17 protein-coding genes are annotated in these 18,991 nt (G+C 60.7%); 12 read left to right on the top strand and 5 right to left on the bottom strand.

All coding sequences use genetic code 11. The features are described from left to right. A complete protein-coding gene (locus ACEN8E_RS22565; RefSeq protein ID WP_495593374.1) occupies nt 1-2,085 on the bottom strand; it encodes a TonB-dependent receptor plug domain-containing protein in 2,085 nt (694 codons plus the stop codon). 234 nt (nt 2,086-2,319) lie between these two features. On the opposite strand from ACEN8E_RS22565, the gene ACEN8E_RS22560 reads away from it, so the two are divergent. The 5 genes from ACEN8E_RS22560 (at nt 2,320) to ACEN8E_RS22540 (ending at nt 6,429) form a co-directional block, all read left to right on the top strand. Beyond that, complete coding sequence (locus ACEN8E_RS22560) at nt 2,320-3,345, top strand: NAD(P)H-dependent glycerol-3-phosphate dehydrogenase (RefSeq protein WP_413427753.1); 1,026 nt, start codon at nt 2,320-2,322, stop codon at nt 3,343-3,345. Between the two features lie 30 nt (nt 3,346-3,375). Further along, nucleotides 3,376-3,723: a DUF4389 domain-containing protein gene (locus tag ACEN8E_RS22555; RefSeq protein WP_495589929.1), complete on the top strand. Its 348-nt coding sequence runs from the start codon at nt 3,376-3,378 to the stop codon at nt 3,721-3,723. After that, complete coding sequence (sixA, locus tag ACEN8E_RS22550; RefSeq protein WP_495589928.1) at nt 3,720-4,175, top strand: phosphohistidine phosphatase SixA; 456 nt, start codon at nt 3,720-3,722, stop codon at nt 4,173-4,175. Before ACEN8E_RS22555 ends, sixA begins: the two co-directional genes overlap by 4 nt. Nucleotides 4,176-4,285: 110 nt before the next feature. Next, entirely contained in the window at nt 4,286-5,953 is a 1,668-nt protein-coding gene (locus tag ACEN8E_RS22545; protein WP_495589927.1) for an AMP-binding protein, read from the top strand. 32 nt (nt 5,954-5,985) lie between these two features. Then, the gene (locus tag ACEN8E_RS22540) at nt 5,986-6,429 is read left to right on the top strand and encodes a hotdog fold thioesterase (protein ID WP_495589926.1); all 444 of its coding nucleotides are present in this window, start codon (nt 5,986-5,988) and stop codon (nt 6,427-6,429) included. On the opposite strand, the gene ACEN8E_RS22535 is transcribed toward ACEN8E_RS22540, so the two are convergent. Next, nucleotides 6,426-9,428 (bottom strand): RHS repeat domain-containing protein, encoded by a 3,003-nt coding sequence (locus ACEN8E_RS22535; protein WP_495589925.1) that lies wholly within the window; start codon nt 9,426-9,428, stop codon nt 6,426-6,428. The genes ACEN8E_RS22540 and ACEN8E_RS22535 overlap by 4 nt on opposite strands. 190 nt (nt 9,429-9,618) lie before the next feature. On the opposite strand from ACEN8E_RS22535, the gene ACEN8E_RS22530 reads away from it, so the two are divergent. The 5 genes from ACEN8E_RS22530 to ACEN8E_RS22510 all read left to right on the top strand — a co-directional run bounded on the left by ACEN8E_RS22530 (nt 9,619) and on the right by ACEN8E_RS22510 (nt 13,926). Further along, nucleotides 9,619-10,425, top strand: a complete 807-nt coding sequence (locus tag ACEN8E_RS22530; RefSeq protein ID WP_495589924.1) for an alpha/beta fold hydrolase — start codon at nt 9,619-9,621, stop codon at nt 10,423-10,425. Then, on the top strand, nt 10,422-11,276 hold the full coding sequence (locus tag ACEN8E_RS22525) for an alpha/beta hydrolase (RefSeq protein WP_495589923.1): 855 nt from the start codon (nt 10,422-10,424) through the stop codon (nt 11,274-11,276). Before ACEN8E_RS22530 ends, ACEN8E_RS22525 begins: the two co-directional genes overlap by 4 nt. A 50-nt stretch (nt 11,277-11,326) precedes the next feature. Further along, complete coding sequence (locus ACEN8E_RS22520; protein WP_495589922.1) at nt 11,327-11,986, top strand: glutathione S-transferase family protein; 660 nt, start codon at nt 11,327-11,329, stop codon at nt 11,984-11,986. Nucleotides 11,987-11,994: 8 nt separating this feature from the next. Further along, nucleotides 11,995-12,801, top strand: a complete 807-nt coding sequence (locus tag ACEN8E_RS22515) for a DUF4892 domain-containing protein (RefSeq protein WP_495589921.1) — start codon at nt 11,995-11,997, stop codon at nt 12,799-12,801. Between the two features lie 69 nt (nt 12,802-12,870). Next, nucleotides 12,871-13,926, top strand: a complete 1,056-nt coding sequence (locus ACEN8E_RS22510) for an AI-2E family transporter (protein ID WP_495589920.1) — start codon at nt 12,871-12,873, stop codon at nt 13,924-13,926. A gap of 94 nt (nt 13,927-14,020) precedes the next feature. Here the strand turns inward: ACEN8E_RS22510 and ACEN8E_RS22505 are convergent, their stop codons facing one another. Next, complete coding sequence (locus ACEN8E_RS22505) at nt 14,021-15,070, bottom strand: sensor histidine kinase (RefSeq protein WP_495589919.1); 1,050 nt, start codon at nt 15,068-15,070, stop codon at nt 14,021-14,023. After that, nucleotides 15,070-15,828: a response regulator gene (locus ACEN8E_RS22500; protein ID WP_495589918.1), complete on the bottom strand. Its 759-nt coding sequence runs from the start codon at nt 15,826-15,828 to the stop codon at nt 15,070-15,072. The genes ACEN8E_RS22505 and ACEN8E_RS22500 overlap by 1 nt, the downstream gene beginning before the upstream one ends. A 297-nt stretch (nt 15,829-16,125) precedes the next feature. On the opposite strand from ACEN8E_RS22500, the gene pyrF reads away from it, so the two are divergent. Beyond that, nucleotides 16,126-16,824 (top strand): orotidine-5'-phosphate decarboxylase, encoded by a 699-nt coding sequence (gene pyrF, locus ACEN8E_RS22495; RefSeq protein WP_173677935.1) that lies wholly within the window; start codon nt 16,126-16,128, stop codon nt 16,822-16,824. A 128-nt stretch (nt 16,825-16,952) separates the two neighbouring features. Here pyrF and ACEN8E_RS22490 read toward each other — a convergent pair whose 3' ends face one another. Beyond that, a complete protein-coding gene (locus tag ACEN8E_RS22490) occupies nt 16,953-17,957 on the bottom strand; it encodes an NADP-dependent oxidoreductase (RefSeq protein WP_429367066.1) in 1,005 nt (334 codons plus the stop codon). 236 nt (nt 17,958-18,193) lie between these two features. Here ACEN8E_RS22490 and ACEN8E_RS22485 point away from each other — a divergent pair, with 236 nt between their 5' ends. Further along, entirely contained in the window at nt 18,194-18,955 is a 762-nt protein-coding gene (locus tag ACEN8E_RS22485; protein ID WP_495589917.1) for an SDR family oxidoreductase, read from the top strand. Nucleotides 18,956-18,991 lie beyond the last annotated feature (36 nt).

Below are 18,991 nucleotides of genomic sequence, written 5' to 3'. Positions count from 1 at the left end.
TTAAAGCTCCAGCTCCGCGCTGAAATACATTACGTGGCGCTGCTCATAATTGTTGTCGATGAAGGTGGTTGGCTGATTGTCCAGCCGTTGCTGGAGCACTCCAGCCAGCTCCAGACTGGCCTTGCCCAGGGCAAAACGTTTGGCGATGCGCGAATCGACCCGCTCGAAGCGGTAGCCATTGAGGGCGTCATCGCCATAGTAGAACAGAGCACTGCTCCAGCCCCGGCTCCAATCGCGCAGCCACCCGGCCGAACCACTGTTGTGTGCAGTCTGCCTGGCATCCAGCGGATTGCTGGTGTCGGCATCGACATAGGCATAGGTCAGTCGCAAGCGATCGAGGCTGCCGACACGCCAGTCGAGCTGGGTTTCGGCGCCGGTAAATCGCGCCTCGTTGGCATTGCTGGCGATGTACTGATTGTTGCGCAGCGGTTCACTGATCATGCCGGTGATTTCGTCGTGGAACAACTTAACGTCGATCGCCAGTCCCGGTTCGGGAAAGTAGCCGTTGTAGCCCAGTTCCCGGGAGCGCATGTGCTCTTGATCGAGGTCGCCGGGGCCACGGGTCTTGACGAAATAGCGGGCGCTGGACTGGCCAAAGGCACCGGGACTGAGTTTGGTGACCTGATAACTCCAGTTGACGTTGTTCTCGAACATGTCCGGCGAACGGACGGCCTCGGAGTACACAGCGCGCAAGCCGTGGCGCGGGTTGATCAGGTAGTTGACCGCCATGCGAGGTGTCAGCGAGCTGCCGATCAACCGGGTGTCCTCGAACATGGCTCCGCCCTGCAGCAGCCAGTGCTCGGTGGCACGCCACTCGAGCTGGCCAAATGCCCGCCAGGTCGTGTCATCTAAAGTGCCATTGAAGTAGGTTTCGGAATCCGCCCGGTCGTAACGATAGTTTATCCCGCTGACCAGCCGCAGGTTATCGGCAAGGCTTAGAGTGTCCTGAAGTTCGAGGTCGTAGCGTGATTCGCGGGTGCTCTGGTCGATGTCGCCGCAAAGGGTCTGGTTCGCGCCATTGCGCCATTGATCGAGAACCTGGTTGGCCAGTGCCTGCTCGACGGGTGTGCCGGCCGGTGCACCTGGACCGATGAAGCGCGTGATGTTGCGGGCCAGGCGTTCGGTGTAGTTCGGGTTCAATTGCCAAAGCTCGGTCAGCTGCGGGCTGAACGAAGCCTCCGCGTCACAGGCGCGCCAGGTTTGCTGGCGATCCCAGTGTTGGGCCGATCCCTGGATATAAAGGCTGTGGTCGGGATTGATGTCCAGATTCCAGCGCAATGACCCGGCGTAATCCTTGGCGGTGACGTCGGAGTTGTCGCCCGCGCGGGTAATCCCCGGGAACACTGGCCGGTAGGTATAGGGACGCTGGTTGGTACCGTCCTTGGCATTCAACTGCCAATCGAGGCTTTGCCGTTCGTCGAGGCTCTGGCTGACGGCAAGGTTGAAGCGATCGAGGCGACGACTGTCATGGTAGGCGGCACCGGTTCGGTCGGTGTCGAAGCCGTCGTCTTGTTGGCCGGACAGGGATAGACGCAAGTCACCGTCCTCCCAGCCCATGCCCTGGCTGGCGTAAAAGTCGTTGATGCCGCGTTGGCCCTGGGTGACCTTCATGCGCGTACCGTGACTGTCGGCCGGTCGCCGGGTAATGATATTGACCACCGCCATCAGCGCATTGGCGCCGTAGCTGACGGTATTGGGCCCGCGAAAGACTTCGATGCGCTCGATGTCTTCCATGGCTACTGGAATGTCACTCCAATCCACGGTGGCCAGGCCGGCGCGATACACCGAGCGTCCGTCGATCAGCACTTGCATGCGCCGCGCTTCAGTCGCATTGGTGCCGTGGTAATTCACCGCCGCCTGATTGCCGTTGATGTTGCCGACCATCATCCCCGGCACCAGACGCAGCAGTTCGCTGATGTCGCGGGCACCACTGGCGTGGATCAGGGCACTGTCGATGACCGTCATGCTTCCCGGAACGGCAGCCGGCGACTGCTTCAGGCGCGTGGCCGTGAGCACTTGCGGCAGCGGTTCGCTGTCCAGGAACAAGTCGTCGGCCAGCAATGGCGAGCTGAAAATCAGCGCCATTACCAGTGGCGAGCGCGGTGAAGGAACACCCGGAGTCACAACACATCCCTGTCAGTGATTGAAGGCGCGCATGTTAACCGAGCCGAATGACTTTTCCATTCACGATGTCTGCATTTTCTCAGGTTTTATTGGTCTTCTTCCTACGGCTGCCTGTATTTGATGTCGGGGCTGGCCGCCGATGGGCTGCCCCGTATAATGCTGACATCGCCACTGGTATGGATTAACGGATTGCATATGACTGAACAGCGCCCGATTGCGGTCCTGGGAGGCGGAAGTTTTGGAACCGCCGTGGCTAATCTGCTGGCCGAGAACGGGCATCAGGTCCTTCAGTGGATGCGTGACCCCGAACAGGCCGAGGCCATTCGGGTCAATCGCGAAAACCCGCGTTACCTCAAAGGCATCAGGATTTTGCCGGGTGTGACCGCAGTCACCGACCTGCAAGCCACCCTGGACGCCTGTGACCTGTGTTTTGTCGCACTGCCCTCCAGCGCACTGCGCTCGGTGCTGGTGCCGTACGCCGAACGCTTGACCGGCAAATTGCTGGTGAGCCTGACCAAGGGTATTGAAGCCCACACGTTCAAGTTGATGAGCGAGATTCTCGAAGAGATCGCTCCGCAAGCGCGCATCGGCGTGTTGTCCGGGCCGAACCTGGCCCGTGAAATCGCCGAACATGCACTGACCGCCACGGTGGTCGCCAGTGAAGACGAAGAACTGTGCCAGCAGGTTCAGGCCGCGCTGCACGGGCGCACCTTTCGTGTCTACGCCAGCGCCGACCGTTTCGGCGTGGAGTTGGGCGGGGCGTTGAAAAACGTCTACGCGATCATCGCCGGCATGGCGGTGGCAATGGGCATGGGGGAAAATACCAAGAGCATGCTGATCACCCGGGCTCTGGCGGAAATGACCCGCTTCGCGGTGAACCAGGGCGCCAACCCGATGACCTTCCTGGGGCTGGCGGGCGTGGGCGATCTGATTGTGACCTGTTCGTCGCCCAAGAGCCGCAACTATCAGGTCGGCTTCGCCCTCGGCCAGGGCCTGAGCCTGGACGAGGCCGTCACGCGCCTGGGCGAAGTCGCCGAAGGGGTCAACACCCTTAAAGTGCTCAAGGCCAAGGCCCAGGAGGTTGGCGTGTACATGCCGCTGGTCGCCGGGCTGCACGCGATCCTGTTCGAAGGCCGCACGCTGGAGCAGGTCATCGGCCTTTTGATGCGTGGTGAGCCGAAAACCGACGTCGACTTCATTTCCACCAGTGGTTTCAACTAATCACGCTTGCCATAAAGCAGGGAGTTGCACATGAACGATCCAAAAGTAGAAGCCAGTTACGAATCCATCCTGCTGCGCGTGTTGTGGATGATTGTCTTCGTGCTGGTGTGGCAAGTGGCGCAGTTCATCCTCGGCGCCGTCGTGCTGGTGCAGTTGATCTATCGTTTGTTCTATGGCGCCCCGAGCGCCAGCCTGATGAATTTCGGCGACAGCCTGAGCCAGTTTCTGGCGCAGATCGGCCGTTTCGGCAGCTTTCACAGCGACCAGAAGCCTTGGCCGTTCGCCGATTGGCCAACGCCGCGTACACCGGAAGGTGAAGCGCCGCATGCCGTGGCACCGGCACCGCATCCGGCTCGAGATGAGGAACCCAAGCTATGAAACTCTGGGTATTGCGTCATGGGGAAGCCGAACCACATGGTTCCAAACCTCACGATTCGGAGCGGGAACTGACTGCCAACGGCCGCAAAGAAGTGCTGCGCGCCGCCGCCAACCTGGTGGGCCAGCCGCTGACAGCGATCTATGCCAGCCCTTACATGCGAGCGCAGCAGACGGCGCAGCTGGTGCGCGAAACACTGGGGTTCGAACCGGAAATCCGCACCGTCGAATGGCTGACCCCGGACTCCGACCCGGACAAGGTCGCCGAGCAACTGGTTTCCGTCAGTGAAGTCCTGCTGGTCAGCCACAACCCACTGGTGGGTAACTTGCTGAGCTACCTGCAACATGGTGCCGGATATCCCCCGGAGCGAGTCAGCACCGCCGGGCTGGCCGAACTCAAGGGCGATGAACTGCTGGTCGGTTCGATGACGCTCGACAGCATCAAGCATCCGTAACGCCGCTTTTCTGTGGGACGTCACAACCCGAAAATTTTTGAATGAAATAGTCAACCAAGCACTTGCTTGGTTGACTACGCTTGCTCCAGACCAAAAAACAGGAGCGAGTCATGTCTGCTGCGTTTCGTTTGCCACTGGACGTTTTCTACGAGCGTGAGGCCCGTCATCCCCGCCAGCGGTTTCTGGTCCAGCCTGTCGCAGGTGGCCAGGTCGAGACGTTGACCTGGGCGGACGTCGGTCACCAGGCCCGCTGTGCGGCCCATTGGTTGCGTGCGCGAGAACTGCCGCAGGGCAGCCATATCGCCCTGATCTCGAAGAACTGTGCGCACTGGATCATTGCCGACCTGGCGATCTGGATGGCCGGGCATGTGTCGGTGCCGTTGTACCCCAACCTCACCGCCGAATCGGTTTCCCAGGTACTTGAACACTCGGAAGCGGTGCTGGCGTTCATCGGCAAACTCGACGACTGGCCAGGCATGTCCCGTGGCGTCAGCCCCGACCTGCCGACCATCAGCCTGCCCCTGCATCCGCCGGGCACCTTCGATTTCAGCTGGGCCGACCTGCAACGCAGTTCGCCGATCCAGGACGATCCCAAACCGGCCGCCGATCAACTGGCAACCATCATTTACACCTCCGGCACCACGGGCATGCCCAAAGGCGTGATGCACAGCTTTGGCAACCTGGGGTTCGCCACTACACACGGCACTTCGCTGTTCGGCCTCAATGAGTCGGACCGCCTGTTGTCCTACCTGCCGTTGTGTCACGTTGCCGAACGGATGTTCGTCGAACTGGCGTCGATCTATACCGGCCAAACGGTGTTTTTCGCCGAGAGCCTGGATACCTTTCTCACCGACCTGCAACGCGCACGCCCGACCGCACTGTTTGGCGTGCCGCGCATCTGGACCAAGTTCCAGATGGGCGTGTACAGCAAGATCCCGGCAAAACGCCTCGACTTCCTGCTCGGCCTGCCGTTCATCGGCAAGCGGGTCGGGCATAAAGTCCTCGCCGGATTGGGGCTCGATGCGTTGCGCATTGCGCTGTCCGGCGCTGCGCCGGTACCGCAGACCCTGTTGCTGTGGTACCGCAAACTGGGGCTGGATGTGCTGGAGGTCTACGGCATGACTGAAAGCTGCGGCTATTCCCACATCTGCATGCCGGGCCAGAACAAGCCGGGCTGGATCGGCAAGCCGTGCCCGGAAGTCGAGGTGCGGATCGCCGAGACAGGGGAGGTCATGGTGCGCAGTGGCGCAACCATGCTCGGCTATTTCAAGGAACCGGAAAAAACCGCCGACACCCTTACCGAGGACGGCTTCCTGCGCACCGGCGACAAGGGCGAGGAGGACGCCGAAGGCAATCTGCGCCTGACCGGTCGCCTGAAGGAAATCTTCAAGACCAGCAAAGGCAAATACGTGGCGCCGGCACCGATTGAAAATCGTCTGGCCGTGCATTCGCGCATCGAACAGGTCTGCGTGGTGGGCGATGGCTTGAGCGCACCGCTGGGTTTGTGCGTGTTGTCGGCCGTCGGCCAGCAGGATGCCGGTGGAACCGCGCGCGCCGGCTTGCATTCCAGCCTGGAAAAGCTGCTGGAAGAGGTCAACGGCACCCTCGACAAACATGAGCAGCTGCGGCGCCTGGTGGTGGTCAAGGACAGTTGGGCCGTGGAAAACGGTTTTCTCACCCCGACCCTGAAGATCAAGCGCAACGTGATCGAAGCGGCTTACGGGGAGCGCTTTGAAGAATGGAGCGAGCGCAGCGAAGCGGTGCTGTGGCAGGATTGATTCATGAACAAGACCAACAAGGAAACTCTGCGATGAGCCTGTGGCGCACCACCCCCAACATCGAGCAAATGAACGCATTCCAGAAAAACACCATCGGCGAAGTGCTGGACATCCGTTTCGAGGCTTTCGACGATGAGTCCCTGACCGCCAGCATGGTCATCGATCACCGCACCCATCAGCCTTACGGCTTGCTGCATGGCGGTGCCTCGGTGGTGCTGGCCGAAACGGTCGGCTCGATGGCCAGCTATCTGTGCATCGATTCCAGCAAGTTCTATTGCGTGGGCCTGGAAATCAATGCCAACCATTTGCGTGGCCTGCGCAGCGGGCGAGTGACGGCGGTGGCCAAGCCGATCCACATCGGTCGCACCACCCATGTCTGGGACATTCGGCTGACCAGCGATGAGGGCAAGGCCAGTTGCGTGTCGCGGCTGACCATGGCGGTGGTGCCGTTGGGGGAGACACCGCCGGCGAGTTAATGCGAAGGGGAATCAGGGCGTCTGAACGTTATCATTTCAATACCGTTACCTGTGAACATGTCCGGGTGCCCCGTCCACTCCCTGTTCGGTTGGGTGAAGTTGTCCAGCGTGAAGTTCGCATCGTCGTATCTGAACAGCGCGGCAGTGCCGCGCTGCACATGTTGCCCCAAATACGTCCTGGCTTCAGTGGGCGCTGCCATTGCTGCGACGGTGCCCATCCGCAAATTGACGTTTTCGATCGCGCTGGTCAGCGGGTTGAACATAAGCGTCAGTGAGGTGGTCAAGCCTGACCCGGCCGTGCGCGTAGACCAGCCATACATCAACTCCCAGAAACGTGGCATGGATGGTTGGTTGGTACCTGATGCATAGGTTCCTCCACGCAACACATTGATACTGACGATGGATACCCCATCAAGCCCTTCGACGACAGCACTGATGGCTACCCCGGCAACAGCAGGGAACTCCGCTCGAATGGCGCCGCCGCTAAACAGCAACACCCCGTAGGCGCCTGTGCGCAGGGTAGTCGCAACGCCGGACGGGGCGAGAGTGAGCCTGGGACCGAGTTCTGCGGAGACTCGTTGCCCGGTTTCCCTTGCCAGCGCCCCTGGCACACTGCTGATGATGCTGATGGCTACAACATTCAATGCCCCGGGGTTATTCAGATATGAATAAAGGGGAGCCGCTGCGCCCGCTGCTGCACCCAACAAACCACCAATACCCGCCCCGATCCTTTGCGCGGTACGGCTGTTGCTGTAACGGGAGACTATATTGCTGCCTGCACCCATCCCCATCGATCCGCCGGCCAATGTACCCACCACTGCGCCTGTCACGGTCAAGGCGAGGTTGGAGCCGGGGTCTACGGCTTGACCGTCTGCATCGTCAGACGGTGTTGCCCATTGCGTCAGTGCTTGTGCCGCAAAATACCTGGCGGCCCCACCCGCCAAGGCACTCAGTCCATCACGCGCAAACGTTGCGCCAGCCGCGTTAAACACTTCACCTACAGTGATCAGCCCCTGCAAATCCACATGTCCCATCGGATTGCCATGCACCATGGCATACAGGTTCAACCCATCGGCAACTCCCGCCGGGTCCGCGTTGAGCCAGCGTTGGCACCAGGGTACGTAGTAGCGCAACCCGTAGTAGTACAACCCGGTGGCATCCCGTTCTTGACCTGAATAGCGCAGCGTCTTGTAGCCGGCTTCAAGTTTGTTGCGCCCGGCCCACCAGCAGGTTCCACCGAAGGGGTAGTAACTTTCCCGGGAGATGAGCAAGGCCGCTTCGTCCAGTTCCAGGGCGCAGGAACCCAAATGATCGGTAAAACCGTAGCGATGCTGGTCTTGGGTAATGCCGGCTGGCGGTTCAGTCTGCCAGTGCAGGATTTGCACCGTGCTGCGTCCGGCCTTGATCGTCACGACGTGGAGCGTCTCATTGGCAGAAGTACGCACTTCCACACCCGGCAAGTAACGGGTTTCGTGAGTGCGGATCAATTTACCGGTGTAGGCCTGACGGATTTTTCGCTGACGCTGGCCACTGCCGTCGTACACATAAAACTCGCAATCGTTTGGTTCATCTTCACGCTCCACCTGATCGACCTGCCGCAGTTGGTTGCGCAGATCCCATTGCAGGGATTGCCCCGGTTGCAGCCCGGTACGGTTGCCGTTCAGGTCATGGCCGATAGCAATTTCCTGTTCGTCGGGCAGCTCGCCATTGGCTTTTTCGGGCAGGCTGCGATTGCTGAACCGGGCGACAGCCGTGCGTTCGGTTCGGCTGGCGCTGTCAGCCTGATGCTGTATGAGCTTCAGGTTGCCGGCCTCATCATAGGTGTAGATACGTGTGTAATTTTCCAGTTGTCCGGGATCGATGGTGGACTGGAAATCCGGTAGCTGTGGTCCACCCGGCGCGTTGCGCAATTGCCGGCCACTGGCCTCGATCAGGCGGTAGAGACTGTCGTAGCGATAGCGATTAACTGGCTCGATGCGTTGATTGCGATGATAGTGAGTCGCTTCAGCGGCGTCGGTGATGCTGGTGATATTGCCCACTGCGTCATATTCATAAGTCAGATCCTGCAGGGCTGGTTGACCTGTTACATAGGCTTTCAGGTGTTCCAGTCGGCCGTCGTCGGGCCGATAAGTCGCACATGAAACAACGCCGTTTCCCGCGCGTTGTTGTTCGATCTGGCCGAAGGCGTTGTACTGAATGTCCTGGACCAGTGCCGTTACATCGGCCTGTCCGGCAAGGTTCAGACGAACCTCACGCAATTCGCCTGCACAGGTATGAATGAACGTCTGCCGGTTGCCCAATGCGTCGGTCTGGCTGACGGGTTCGCTGGCGGCGTTGCAATGCAGGCGAGTGATGGCTGGCTCGTTCTCCAGCAAGGCGTCGCGTTCAGGCACTGACTCGGGCCAGTCCACCGGCCATTGCGGGTCGGCGATGAAGGTGCGGCTGTGCTGCAGCAGCGTAGTGTTCAGACTGAACTCGCTGAAGAACAGGGTGCCGGTGGTATCGTCTTGCCGAATCAACTGACCGCGCAGGTTGTGGTCGACATCAGCGTGGTTATCGGCATAGGTGAACCGTGCGACGCAGCGTTCCGATCCTTGCCATGCGCGCTCGAACGTAGCGATCGGGCGGCACTGAGGGTCATGGTCCACGCGGCTCTGGCTTAGCTTCTGATCCCAGCCCTCAACACTTTGCCCGTGCGCACCGAGCAATCCCAGGCGCCGGCCGGCATCGCTGTTTTGCGAAAGGACAACAGCGCCCGACAGACTGAACACGTTTTGCTGATTGGCCGCTGTCAGGCCGTCTTGATGTAAACGGAACAGGCGTGGATCACGACTGAGAACAGCGCGACCGGAGCCGTCATACTCCTGCTGAGTGATGCAAGGCTGCGGTGTCGAGGAGGTGTCCCGACGGTGATACGCCACACCGCGCACGCTCAGCCCGCGCGGATCATATACCGTGATGGCCGGAGTGTTGGCGCGGGTCATAGTGAGTTTGCCCATGACTCAGTTGGACAACCCTACTTATCCACTTGATGCCGGTTGGCAGTCAACTGTCAGAAATAACAGGTGGCGCCCGTAGTGGAGTCATAGCCACGGCAGGTCTGTCATCATTCCTGGCAGTTACGGTCATTGCCGCAGGACGCGCTCTTGCGGACAATCAACACCTGTTCTCGCTCATGGATTTGCAGGTATGTCGCAACAGATCTTTTTCGCCCACGCCAATGGTTTTCCGTCGGGAACCTACGGCAAGTTGTTTGCGGCGCTGGCACCCGATTATCAGGTGATGCATCTGGAGCAGCACGCCCACGACCCGCGTTTCCCGGCGGACGACAACTGGTACAACCTGGTGGATGAGCTGATCCATCACCTGCAACAACAGGCCGAACCCGTGTGGGGTGTCGGTCACTCCTTCGGGGGCGTGTTGCATCTGCATGCGGCCTTGCGCTGCCCGCAGTTGTATCGCGGCGTGGTGATGCTCGACTCGCCAGTGCTCACCCGAGCCGATCGATGGGTGATCCGGGCGGCCAAGCGCTTCGGTTTCATCGACCGCTTGACCCCGGCCGGCCGCACCCTGGGCCGTCGTGAAGAATTCGCCGACCTGGACAGCGCCCGGAAATATTTCGCCGGTAAAACCCTGTTTCGCGGTTTCGACCCGGAATGCTTCGATGCCTACCTGCAACATGGCTTGCACCAGGTCGGCGACAAGCTGCGCCTGCGCTTCGACCCGGCCACGGAAATCAGCATCTATCGCGGCGTGCCGCACACCAGTCCGGGCAGTACCCGGCAGCTGCAAGTGCCGCTGGCGGTGGTTCGCGGCCACAACAGCCGCGTGGTGATGCGCCATCACGCCAGTTCGGTCGACCGCCTGCCGTTGGGCGAATCGCTGACCATGCCCGGTGGCCACATGTTTCCGCTGGAACGTCCCCTTGATACCGCGCAAATGCTCAAAGGCCTGTTCTACCGTTGGGACGGCCGTCGACAACAGGATTGCGCATGAACCCCGTCGTCGAAGAGGTCCGCCTGAGCCTGCCGCACATTGAGCTGGCGGCGCATCTGTTCGGTCCTGAAGACGGATTGCCGGTCATTGCCCTGCATGGCTGGCTGGACAACGCCAACAGTTTTGCCCGCCTGGCGCCGAAGCTCAAAGGCCTGCGCATCATTGCCCTGGACATGGCCGGTCACGGTCATTCCGGGCATCGTCCGCCGGGCGCCGGCTACGCCATGTGGGACTATGCCCACGACGTGCTGCAAGTGGCCGAACAGCTTGGACTGCAGAAATTTGCGCTGATGGGGCATTCGATGGGCGCCATTGCTTCGCTGATCATCGCCGGTTCGCTGCCCGAGCGGGTCACCCACCTGGCATTGATCGACGGCATCATTCCTCCTACAGACAAAGGTGAAAACGCTGCCGAGCGCATGGGCATGGCCCTGCAAGCGCAACTGGATCTGCGGGAAAAGCGCAAACCGGTCTATGGCACCCTCGAACGTGCCATCGAAGCGCGAATGAAGGGGCTGGTGGCGGTCAGCCGCGAGGCTGCCGAGCTGCTGGCGCAGCGTGGCCTGATGCCGGTACCGGGCGGTTATACCTGGCGTACCGACAGTCGCCTCACGCTGCCATCGCCACTGCGCCTTACCACCGAGCAGGCCATGGCCTTTGTCCAGCGGGTCCAATGTCCTGCAACACTGGTGGTCGCTGCTGATGGCATGCTCGCCAAACACCCCGAATTGCTGGAGCGTCTACCCTTTAGCCGTGAACAGCTGCCAGGCGGCCATCATTTGCATCTCAATGACGAGGCCGGCGCGAATCTTGTCGCAGACTGTTTCAATCGGTTCTTCGCCATTCCTTGACTTGCGCCGGGCAACTGTCGAGGCTGGGCGGGTTGAAAAGGGAGACAACCATGATAGATCTCTACACCGCTGCGACCCCGAATGGCCACAAGGTCTCTATCGTGCTCGAGGAACTCGGCCTGCCCTACACGGTGCATGCCTTGAGTTTCGACAAAAAGGAGCAGAAGTCCGCGGACTTCCTCAAGATCAACCCCAATGGGCGGATTCCGGCGATTGTCGACCGTGCCAACAGCGATTTCGCGGTGTTCGAATCCGGCGCCATCCTTGTTTACCTCGCTGAACAGACCGGCAAACTGATGCCGGGCGACCCCAAGGGACGTTCGGTGGTATTGCAGTGGCTGATGTTCCAGATGGGGGGCATCGGTCCGATGCAGGGCCAGGCCAACGTGTTCTTCCGCTACTTTCCGGAAAGACTCCAGGGCGCCATCGACCGCTATCAGCATGAAACCCGTCGCCTCTACGAAGTGCTCGACACTCGTTTGCAAAGCGTGGAGTTCCTTGCTGGCGAGTACAGCATTGCCGACATCGCCACCTTTCCGTGGGTGCGTGGTTACGAGTGGTCGGGCGTCTCGGTGGAGGGCTTGACGGCGTTGCAACGCTGGATGGCAACCATGGAGGCCCGGCCGGCGGTGCAGCGTGGTCTGCAGGTACCGCAACGTGCCGATGAAGCCAGTGTCATCAAGGGTGCCCAGGCCATGCTGATCCGATGAGTCTATCCATGCGTTCATTCAGTTTGCTGGTGCTGTGCAGTTTCAGTCCCTTGTTGTTCGCCGCCGATGTTCCGGGCAGTCAGGACCTCCCGATAGTGCCGCGCATGGTCGACGCCCAGATTGTCGACTATCGTCCCGCCGCCGAGCTGGAGCGGATCTACCCATTGGGTTCGATCCGCAAAATCAGTGGCCAGTTACGTTTCGACGGTCAGGTCAGTGTCCGCGGCAAGGTCACTTCGGTGACCTACGAATTGCCCTCGGAACATTCATCCATCGAGGCGTTCACGGCTGCCCGCGAGGCTTTGCAAAAGCAGGACGCCGGGTTGCTTTTCTGGTGCCAGGCGCGCGATTGCGGTGAAAGCAGCCTCTGGGCCAACCAGGTCTTTGGCAACGCCAAGCTGTATGGCGCCGACGATCAACAAGCCTATTTGCTGCTGCGACTTGCTGCTCCACGGGACAACACGCTCGTCGCGCTGTACAGCATCACCCGTGGTAATCGCAAGGCCTACCTGCATGTCGAGCAGTTCGATGCTTCGGCACCGCTGGGCGAGCTGTTGCCGACCTCCGCGACCTTGCTGCGTGAACTCAAGAGCACCGGTGAGCTCGATTTTTCCACGCTGAACAGCGCACCCGACGAGACCTGGCTGCGCCTGATTTCACGCGGACTGAATCTGGACACCACCTTGCGGGTCAGTATTTCCGGAGCGAACGCCGAAGCCTGGCGTCAGGCGCTGATTGACCAGGGCGTGCGTGCCGCGCGGATGGAAACCGGCAGTGTCGAAGGCTCTGGCCTGCACATCGAGCTATTGCGGTAGGCTGTATCGGGCGAACGTGCACGCTGTATTCGCCTACTCTATTGCTGACTGACTTTTTCGAGACTCTTGATGATCAATAACGATCGCCTGTTGGTGCAGATCCTGCTCGTGGTGTTGTTCGGCGCGAGCTTCTGGGTGATGGCGCCGTTCTGGTCGGCGATGTTCTGGGGCGCGGTCCTGGCGTTCGCCAGTTGGCCGCTGATGCGCTTGCTGACCCGTTGGCTCAATGGCCGCGAGTCTCTGGCGGCGGCATTGTTGACGCTGGGCTGGATGGTACTGGTGGCGGCGCCGCTGGTGTGGCTGGGTTTCAACCTTGCCGATCATGTGCGCGATGCCACGGCATTCATCAAGGATGCGCAGGTCGAGGGGCTACCCGAAGCCCCCGTCTGGCTGGGTTCGATTCCCCTGGTGGGTGAGCGGCTGGTCGGGGTCTGGAACAGCATCGATGAGCAGGGCGCAGCGATGATGGTGTCGCTCAAGCCTTATCTGGGGCAGGTGGGTAACTGGTTGCTGGCGCGCAGCGCGCAGATCGGCGGCGGTATTCTCGAACTGACCCTGAGCATCGTCTTCGTGTTCTTTTTCTATCGTGACGGGCCGCGCCTGGCAGCGTTTGTACACACATTGCTGGAACGCCTGATCGGTCAGCGGGCCGGCTACTACATCGAGCTGGTGGCAGGTACGGTGCAGCGGGTGGTAAACGGTGTGATCGGCACGGCAGCGGCCCAGGCGATCCTGGCACTGATCGGCTTCCTGATTGCCGGCGTACCAGGAGCGCTGGTGCTCGGTATCGTGACGTTCATGCTCAGCCTGATTCCGATGGGGCCGCCGTTGGTATGGATTCCGGCGACCGCGTGGCTGGCCTGGAAAGGCGAGTACGGGCTGGCCATATTCCTCGGGATCTGGGGCACATTCGTCATCAGCGGTGTCGACAACGTGCTCAAACCGTACCTGATCAGCCGTGGCGGTAATCTGCCACTGGTCATTGTGCTGCTTGGGGTGTTTGGCGGTTTGATTGCCTTTGGCTTTATCGGCCTGTTCATCGGCCCGACTTTGCTGGCGGTGGCCTACAGCCTGTTGATCGACTGGAGCAAGACCCAGGCACGGGCTGAAGATCACCGGCCCTGAGATTTGTATTCTGCTCAGGGCCTCTTCGTCGGGACGCCGCCCGGAGCAAGTCGGATCGCCGCACCGCCGCTCCCACAATGGATCGGCTGGGGTTTCAGCTACGCGGCAGGCGAATCACCGCCGTCAGGCCGCCACCCGGGGTTTCTTCCAGGGTCAGTTGTCCGCCCATCCGTTGCGCGGCCTCACGGGCAATGGTCATGCCCAGGCCAACGCCGCCGGAATTGCGATTGCGCGAGCCTTCAAGGCGAAAGAAGGGTTCGAACACGGCCTCACGTTGTTCCGCAGCGATACCCGGTCCATGGTCAATGACCCGAATCACCAGCTGTTCACGATGATCCTCCAGGCTGATCAGCGCCTGCCCGGCATAGCGCAGGGCATTGTCCATCAGATTGTTGATGCAAGAGCGCAAGGCCATCGGCTGGACCTGCAGGGGGGCACAGTGGCCGAGGGCCTGGACGTTCGCGCCCTGGTCCTGGGCGTTTTCGCTCAGGGACTCCACCAGCGCCTGCACGTCCATCCACTGCGGGGCTTCGCTGGTGCGTTGTTCATGCAGATAGGTGAGGGTGGCGTCGAGCATGCTGATCATGTCGTCGAGGTCCTGGCGCATCTGGCCTTGCAGTTTGTCGTCGTCGATTTTCTCCAGCCGCAGTTTGAGCCGCGACAGCGGCGTGCGCAGGTCGTGGGACACCGCGCCGAGCATGCGTGAACGCTGCTTGACCTGTTCAAGGATGCGGCGCTGCATCTTGTTGAACGTGTGCGCCGCTTGCCGCGCTTCCCGTGGTCCCGATTCTTCCAGTGGCAGGCTGTCGAGGTTTTCGCTCAAGCGCTCGGCCGCGTCGCTCAGGCGCTGGATCGGCCGGCTCAGCAGTTTGGCGCCGTACCAGGCGGCAATGATCAGCGAGATCAATTGAAACGTCAGGGGCACCAGGGGGCCGCCGAACCACGGCCGTGGTGGCCGCTTCTCCAGGCGCGGGTCCAGTGGCGGGCGTGGCCCGTCCAGGCCTTCGGAAAACTCCGGTGGAGGCGGAGGGGGCGGCGGGCCGTAATGGTGAAACCAGGCAAAGGCCAGCAGGTGCGCGAGGATGATCGCCAGCAACAACACGCCAAACAGGCGGCCGAACAGCGTATCGAAACGCCCGCGCATCAGCCGATGTCTCGGGCATCGAACAGGTAACCCTCGCCACGGACGGTCTTGATCAACTGCGGTGCCTTGGGATCGTCGCCGAGTTTCTGGCGCAGGCGCGACACCAGCAGGTCGATGTTGCGGTCAAAGGCTTCAATCGAACGACCGCGAGCGGCGTCCAGCAGTTGTTCACGGCTGAGCACGCGGCGCGGACGTTCGATAAACACCCAGAGCAGGCGGAATTCAGCGTTGGACAGCGGTACCACCAGGCCATCGTCGGCAATCAGTTGCCGCAACACACTGTTCAGGCGCCAATGATCGAAACGAATATTCGCGCGCTGTTCGCTGCGGTCATCGCGCACCCGACGCAGGATGGTCTGGATCCGCGCCACCAGCTCACGGGGCTCGAATGGCTTGGCCATGTAGTCGTCGGCACCGAGTTCCAGGCCGATGATCCGGTCGGTCGGTTCACAGCGGGCGGTGAGCATCAGGATCGGGATGTCCGATTCCGCGCGAAGCCAGCGGCACAGCGACAGGCCGTCTTCACCGGGCAGCATCAGGTCGAGCACCACTACGTCGAAATGCTCCGCCTGCATCGCCAGGCGCATCGCGGCGCCATCGGTGACGCCGCTGGCGTGGATGTTGAACCGGGCCAGGTAGTCGATCATCAGTTCGCGGATCGGGACGTCATCGTCGACGATCAGGGCGCGAATGCTCCAGCGTTTGTCCTCAGCGGGCGCTTTCTGCTCGTCGTTCACGGGTGCTTGGGTGTTTTGCATGCGTGCGTTCATCTGCCAGGTAGGCTGCCAACCACAAAGATAGGCTGCGAGGTTGTGGTTCCAGCATAGGCGTCCGGCCTTGAGGCGGGAAGTGCTGTTGATTAGGACCTGTTGCGGTTGCCGAGGGTAGCGGGCCCGGGTGTTATGGGCGTGTCTTGTGTGTATCGAACTCGACACAATGATCTCAAGGGCTAGTCTTGCCTGAGCTGGCGCGACGATTTACCGATCATCGGGTCCCGCAGTGGCGCAGGTTCCGCTACAATGCGCGCCGATTTCGACTTGCCTGAGAGCCCACTCATGTCCGCCTGCCAGACTCCTATCATCGTCGCCCTGGATTTCCCTACCCGTGACGCCGCACTGAAGCTGGCCGATCAGTTGGACCCGAAACTGTGCCGGGTCAAAGTCGGTAAGGAACTGTTCACCAGCTGCGCTTCGGAAATTGTCGGGACCCTGCGCGACAAGGGTTTCGAAGTGTTCCTGGACCTCAAGTTCCATGACATCCCGAACACCACCGCGATGGCCGTCAAAGCGGCTGCGGAAATGGGCGTGTGGATGGTCAACGTACATTGCTCTGGCGGCCTGCGCATGATGGCCGCGTGCCGTGAAGTGCTGGATCAGCGCACCGGTCCGAAACCACTGCTGATCGGCGTGACCGTACTGACCAGCATGGAACGTGAAGATCTGGCGGGTATCGGTCTGGACATCGAACCTCAAGAGCAGGTTCTGCGCCTGGCCGCTCTGGCGGAAAAAGCCGGGATGGACGGCCTGGTGTGTTCGGCTCTGGAAGCCCAGGCCCTGAAAACGGCGCATCCGTCGTTGCAACTGGTGACTCCGGGGATTCGTCCGGCGGGCAGTGCCCAGGACGATCAGCGGCGCATTCTGACTCCGCGTCAGGCGCTGGATGCCGGTTCCGACTATCTGGTGATCGGTCGTCCGATCAGCCAGGCAGCGGATCCGGCCAAGGCGTTGGCTTCGGTCGTGGCTGAACTGGCCTGATCAGACTCTGAAGATCCTCTGTAGGAGCGAGCTTGCTCGCGATGGTCGTCAACGATAGCGCGCATCATGGATAAACGCGGTGTCATTGAGTTCTTCGCGAGCAAGCTCGCTCCTACAGTGTTTTCGGGTTAAACCTTTAGAACCAATTTGCCGAAATTCTCCCCGCTGAACAATTTCATCAGCGTCTCCGGGAACGTCTCCAGTCCTTCGACAATGTCTTCCTTGCTCTTGAGCTGTCCCTTGGCCATCCAGCCGGCCATTTCCTGTGCGGCACTGGCGTATTGGGCGGCGTAGTCCATCACCACAAAACCTTCCATGCGTGCGCGATTGACCAATAGCGACAGGTAATTGGCCGGCCCCTTGACCGCTTCCTTGTTGTTGTACTGGCTGATGGCGCCGCAAATCACTACCCGTGCCTTCATGTTCAGGCGGCTCAACACCGCGTCGAGGATGTCGCCACCCACGTTATCGAAATACACGTCGACGCCTTTCGGGCACTCGCGCTTGAGACCGGCGAGGACGTCTTCACTCTTGTAGTCGATGGCCCCATCGAAACCCAGTTCATCGATCAGGAACTTGCACTTGTCCGCGCCGCCGGCGATGCCAACCACCCGGCAGCCTTTGATCTTGGCGATCTGCCCGGCAATGCTGCCCACGGCACCGGCCGCGCCCGACAGCACCACGGTGTCACCGGCCTTCGGTGCGCCGACGTCGAGCAGGGCGAAGTACGCCGTCATCCCGGTCATGCCCAGGGCGGACAAGTAACGTGGCAGGGGTGCCAGTTTCGGATCGACCTTGTAGAAGCCCCGTGGCTCACCGAGAAAATAATCCTGCACGCCGATGGCGCCATTGACGTAATCCCCGACTGCAAAGCCCGGGTTGTTCGACGCAATGACTTTGCCTACACCCAATGCGCGCATGACTTCGCCGAGCCCGACCGGCGGGATGTAGGATTTGCCCTCATTCATCCAGCCACGCATGGCCGGATCCAGGGACAGGTATTCGTTTTTGACCAGGATCTGACCCGCCGCCGGTTCGCCGACTGGCACCTCCTGGTAAGTGAATGTCTCGCGGGTCGCTGCGCCAACCGGACGTTTGGCGAGCAGGAATTGGCGATTGGTCTGGGAGGTCATGGCAGGCGCTCAGGATGAATGAAGCTTTGTTGATAGCCGGTCAGCGACGATGCCGCAAGTTCGGCTGATGCGGCGAATGCACGTTGATCCAGTGCAGTGATAGTTGGTACAGCAGTTCCATCACTGCAACTCATGGGTGCCCAACCGGAGTCTTGATAGTGCTGCCGTGTTCAAGACCTCCATGGCTAGACTGGTCATGCGCGATTCCCCGCTTTCTACTCTTCGAGGACATAACAATGAGCATGACGTTTTCCGGCCAGGTGGTCGTGGTGACGGGTGGGGCGGCCGGTATTGGCCGCGCGACCGCCCAGGCATTTGCCGCCGAGGGTCTGAAAGTGGTGGTGGCCGATATGGACTCGGCGGGCGGCGAGGGCACGGTGGCGCTGATTCGTACGGCCGGTGGCGAAGCAACCTTCGTGCGCTGCAACGTTACCCTGGAAAGCGATGTAAAAAATCTGATGAATGAGGTGATCAATACTTACGGTCGCCTTGACTATGCCTTCAACAATGCCGGCATCGAAATCGAGAAAGGCAAGCTGGCCGAGGGGACGCTCGACGAGTTCGACGCGATCATGGGCGTCAACGTCAAAGGTGTCTGGCTGTGCATGAAGTACCAATTGCCGCTGCTGCTGGCGCAAGGGGGCGGCGCGATCGTCAATACGGCATCGGTGGCCGGCCTTGGGGCAGCGCCGAAAATGAGCATCTACGCTGCCTCCAAACATGCGGTGATCGGCCTGACCAAATCGGCGGCCATTGAGTACGCCAAGAAAAAGATCCGGGTCAATGCAGTGTGCCCGGCGGTGATCGACACGGATATGTTCCGTCGAGCTTATGAAGCCGACCCGAAAAAAGGCGAGTTCGCCAACACCATGCATCCGGTCGGTCGCATCGGCAAGGTCGAAGAGATCGCCAGCGCGGTGCTGTATCTGTGCAGCGATGGCGCGGCGTTCACTACCGGCCATTCGTTGGCGGTGGATGGCGGCGTTACCGCTTTCTGAACCCATGCATCACTGCTGAGAAAAAGCTGCAACCTG

It is taken from the genome of Pseudomonas sp. Pseusp9 (assembly GCF_059491265.1).
The sequence above is the reverse complement of the archived record's forward strand: the minus strand, read 5'-3'. Positions and strand labels throughout refer to the sequence as shown.

What these genes read in the sequence shown, in the direction of transcription:
- ACEN8E_RS22565 (WP_495593374.1), bottom strand. Translation starts at nt 2,085, where the DNA reads ATGGCGCTGATTTTCAGCTCGCCATTGCTGGCCGACGACTTGTTCCTG.
- ACEN8E_RS22560 (WP_413427753.1), top strand. Translation starts at nt 2,320, where the DNA reads ATGACTGAACAGCGCCCGATTGCGGTCCTGGGAGGCGGAAGTTTTGGA.
- ACEN8E_RS22555 (WP_495589929.1), top strand. Translation starts at nt 3,376, where the DNA reads ATGAACGATCCAAAAGTAGAAGCCAGTTACGAATCCATCCTGCTGCGC.
- sixA (WP_495589928.1), top strand. Translation starts at nt 3,720, where the DNA reads ATGAAACTCTGGGTATTGCGTCATGGGGAAGCCGAACCACATGGTTCC.
- ACEN8E_RS22545 (WP_495589927.1), top strand. Translation starts at nt 4,286, where the DNA reads ATGTCTGCTGCGTTTCGTTTGCCACTGGACGTTTTCTACGAGCGTGAG.
- ACEN8E_RS22540 (WP_495589926.1), top strand. Translation starts at nt 5,986, where the DNA reads ATGAGCCTGTGGCGCACCACCCCCAACATCGAGCAAATGAACGCATTC.
- ACEN8E_RS22535 (WP_495589925.1), bottom strand. Translation starts at nt 9,428, where the DNA reads ATGGGCAAACTCACTATGACCCGCGCCAACACTCCGGCCATCACGGTA.
- ACEN8E_RS22530 (WP_495589924.1), top strand. Translation starts at nt 9,619, where the DNA reads ATGTCGCAACAGATCTTTTTCGCCCACGCCAATGGTTTTCCGTCGGGA.
- ACEN8E_RS22525 (WP_495589923.1), top strand. Translation starts at nt 10,422, where the DNA reads ATGAACCCCGTCGTCGAAGAGGTCCGCCTGAGCCTGCCGCACATTGAG.
- ACEN8E_RS22520 (WP_495589922.1), top strand. Translation starts at nt 11,327, where the DNA reads ATGATAGATCTCTACACCGCTGCGACCCCGAATGGCCACAAGGTCTCT.
- ACEN8E_RS22515 (WP_495589921.1), top strand. Translation starts at nt 11,995, where the DNA reads ATGCGTTCATTCAGTTTGCTGGTGCTGTGCAGTTTCAGTCCCTTGTTG.
- ACEN8E_RS22510 (WP_495589920.1), top strand. Translation starts at nt 12,871, where the DNA reads ATGATCAATAACGATCGCCTGTTGGTGCAGATCCTGCTCGTGGTGTTG.
- ACEN8E_RS22505 (WP_495589919.1), bottom strand. Translation starts at nt 15,070, where the DNA reads ATGCGCGGGCGTTTCGATACGCTGTTCGGCCGCCTGTTTGGCGTGTTG.
- ACEN8E_RS22500 (WP_495589918.1), bottom strand. Translation starts at nt 15,828, where the DNA reads ATGCAAAACACCCAAGCACCCGTGAACGACGAGCAGAAAGCGCCCGCT.
- pyrF (WP_173677935.1), top strand. Translation starts at nt 16,126, where the DNA reads ATGTCCGCCTGCCAGACTCCTATCATCGTCGCCCTGGATTTCCCTACC.
- ACEN8E_RS22490 (WP_429367066.1), bottom strand. Translation starts at nt 17,957, where the DNA reads ATGACCTCCCAGACCAATCGCCAATTCCTGCTCGCCAAACGTCCGGTT.
- ACEN8E_RS22485 (WP_495589917.1), top strand. Translation starts at nt 18,194, where the DNA reads ATGAGCATGACGTTTTCCGGCCAGGTGGTCGTGGTGACGGGTGGGGCG.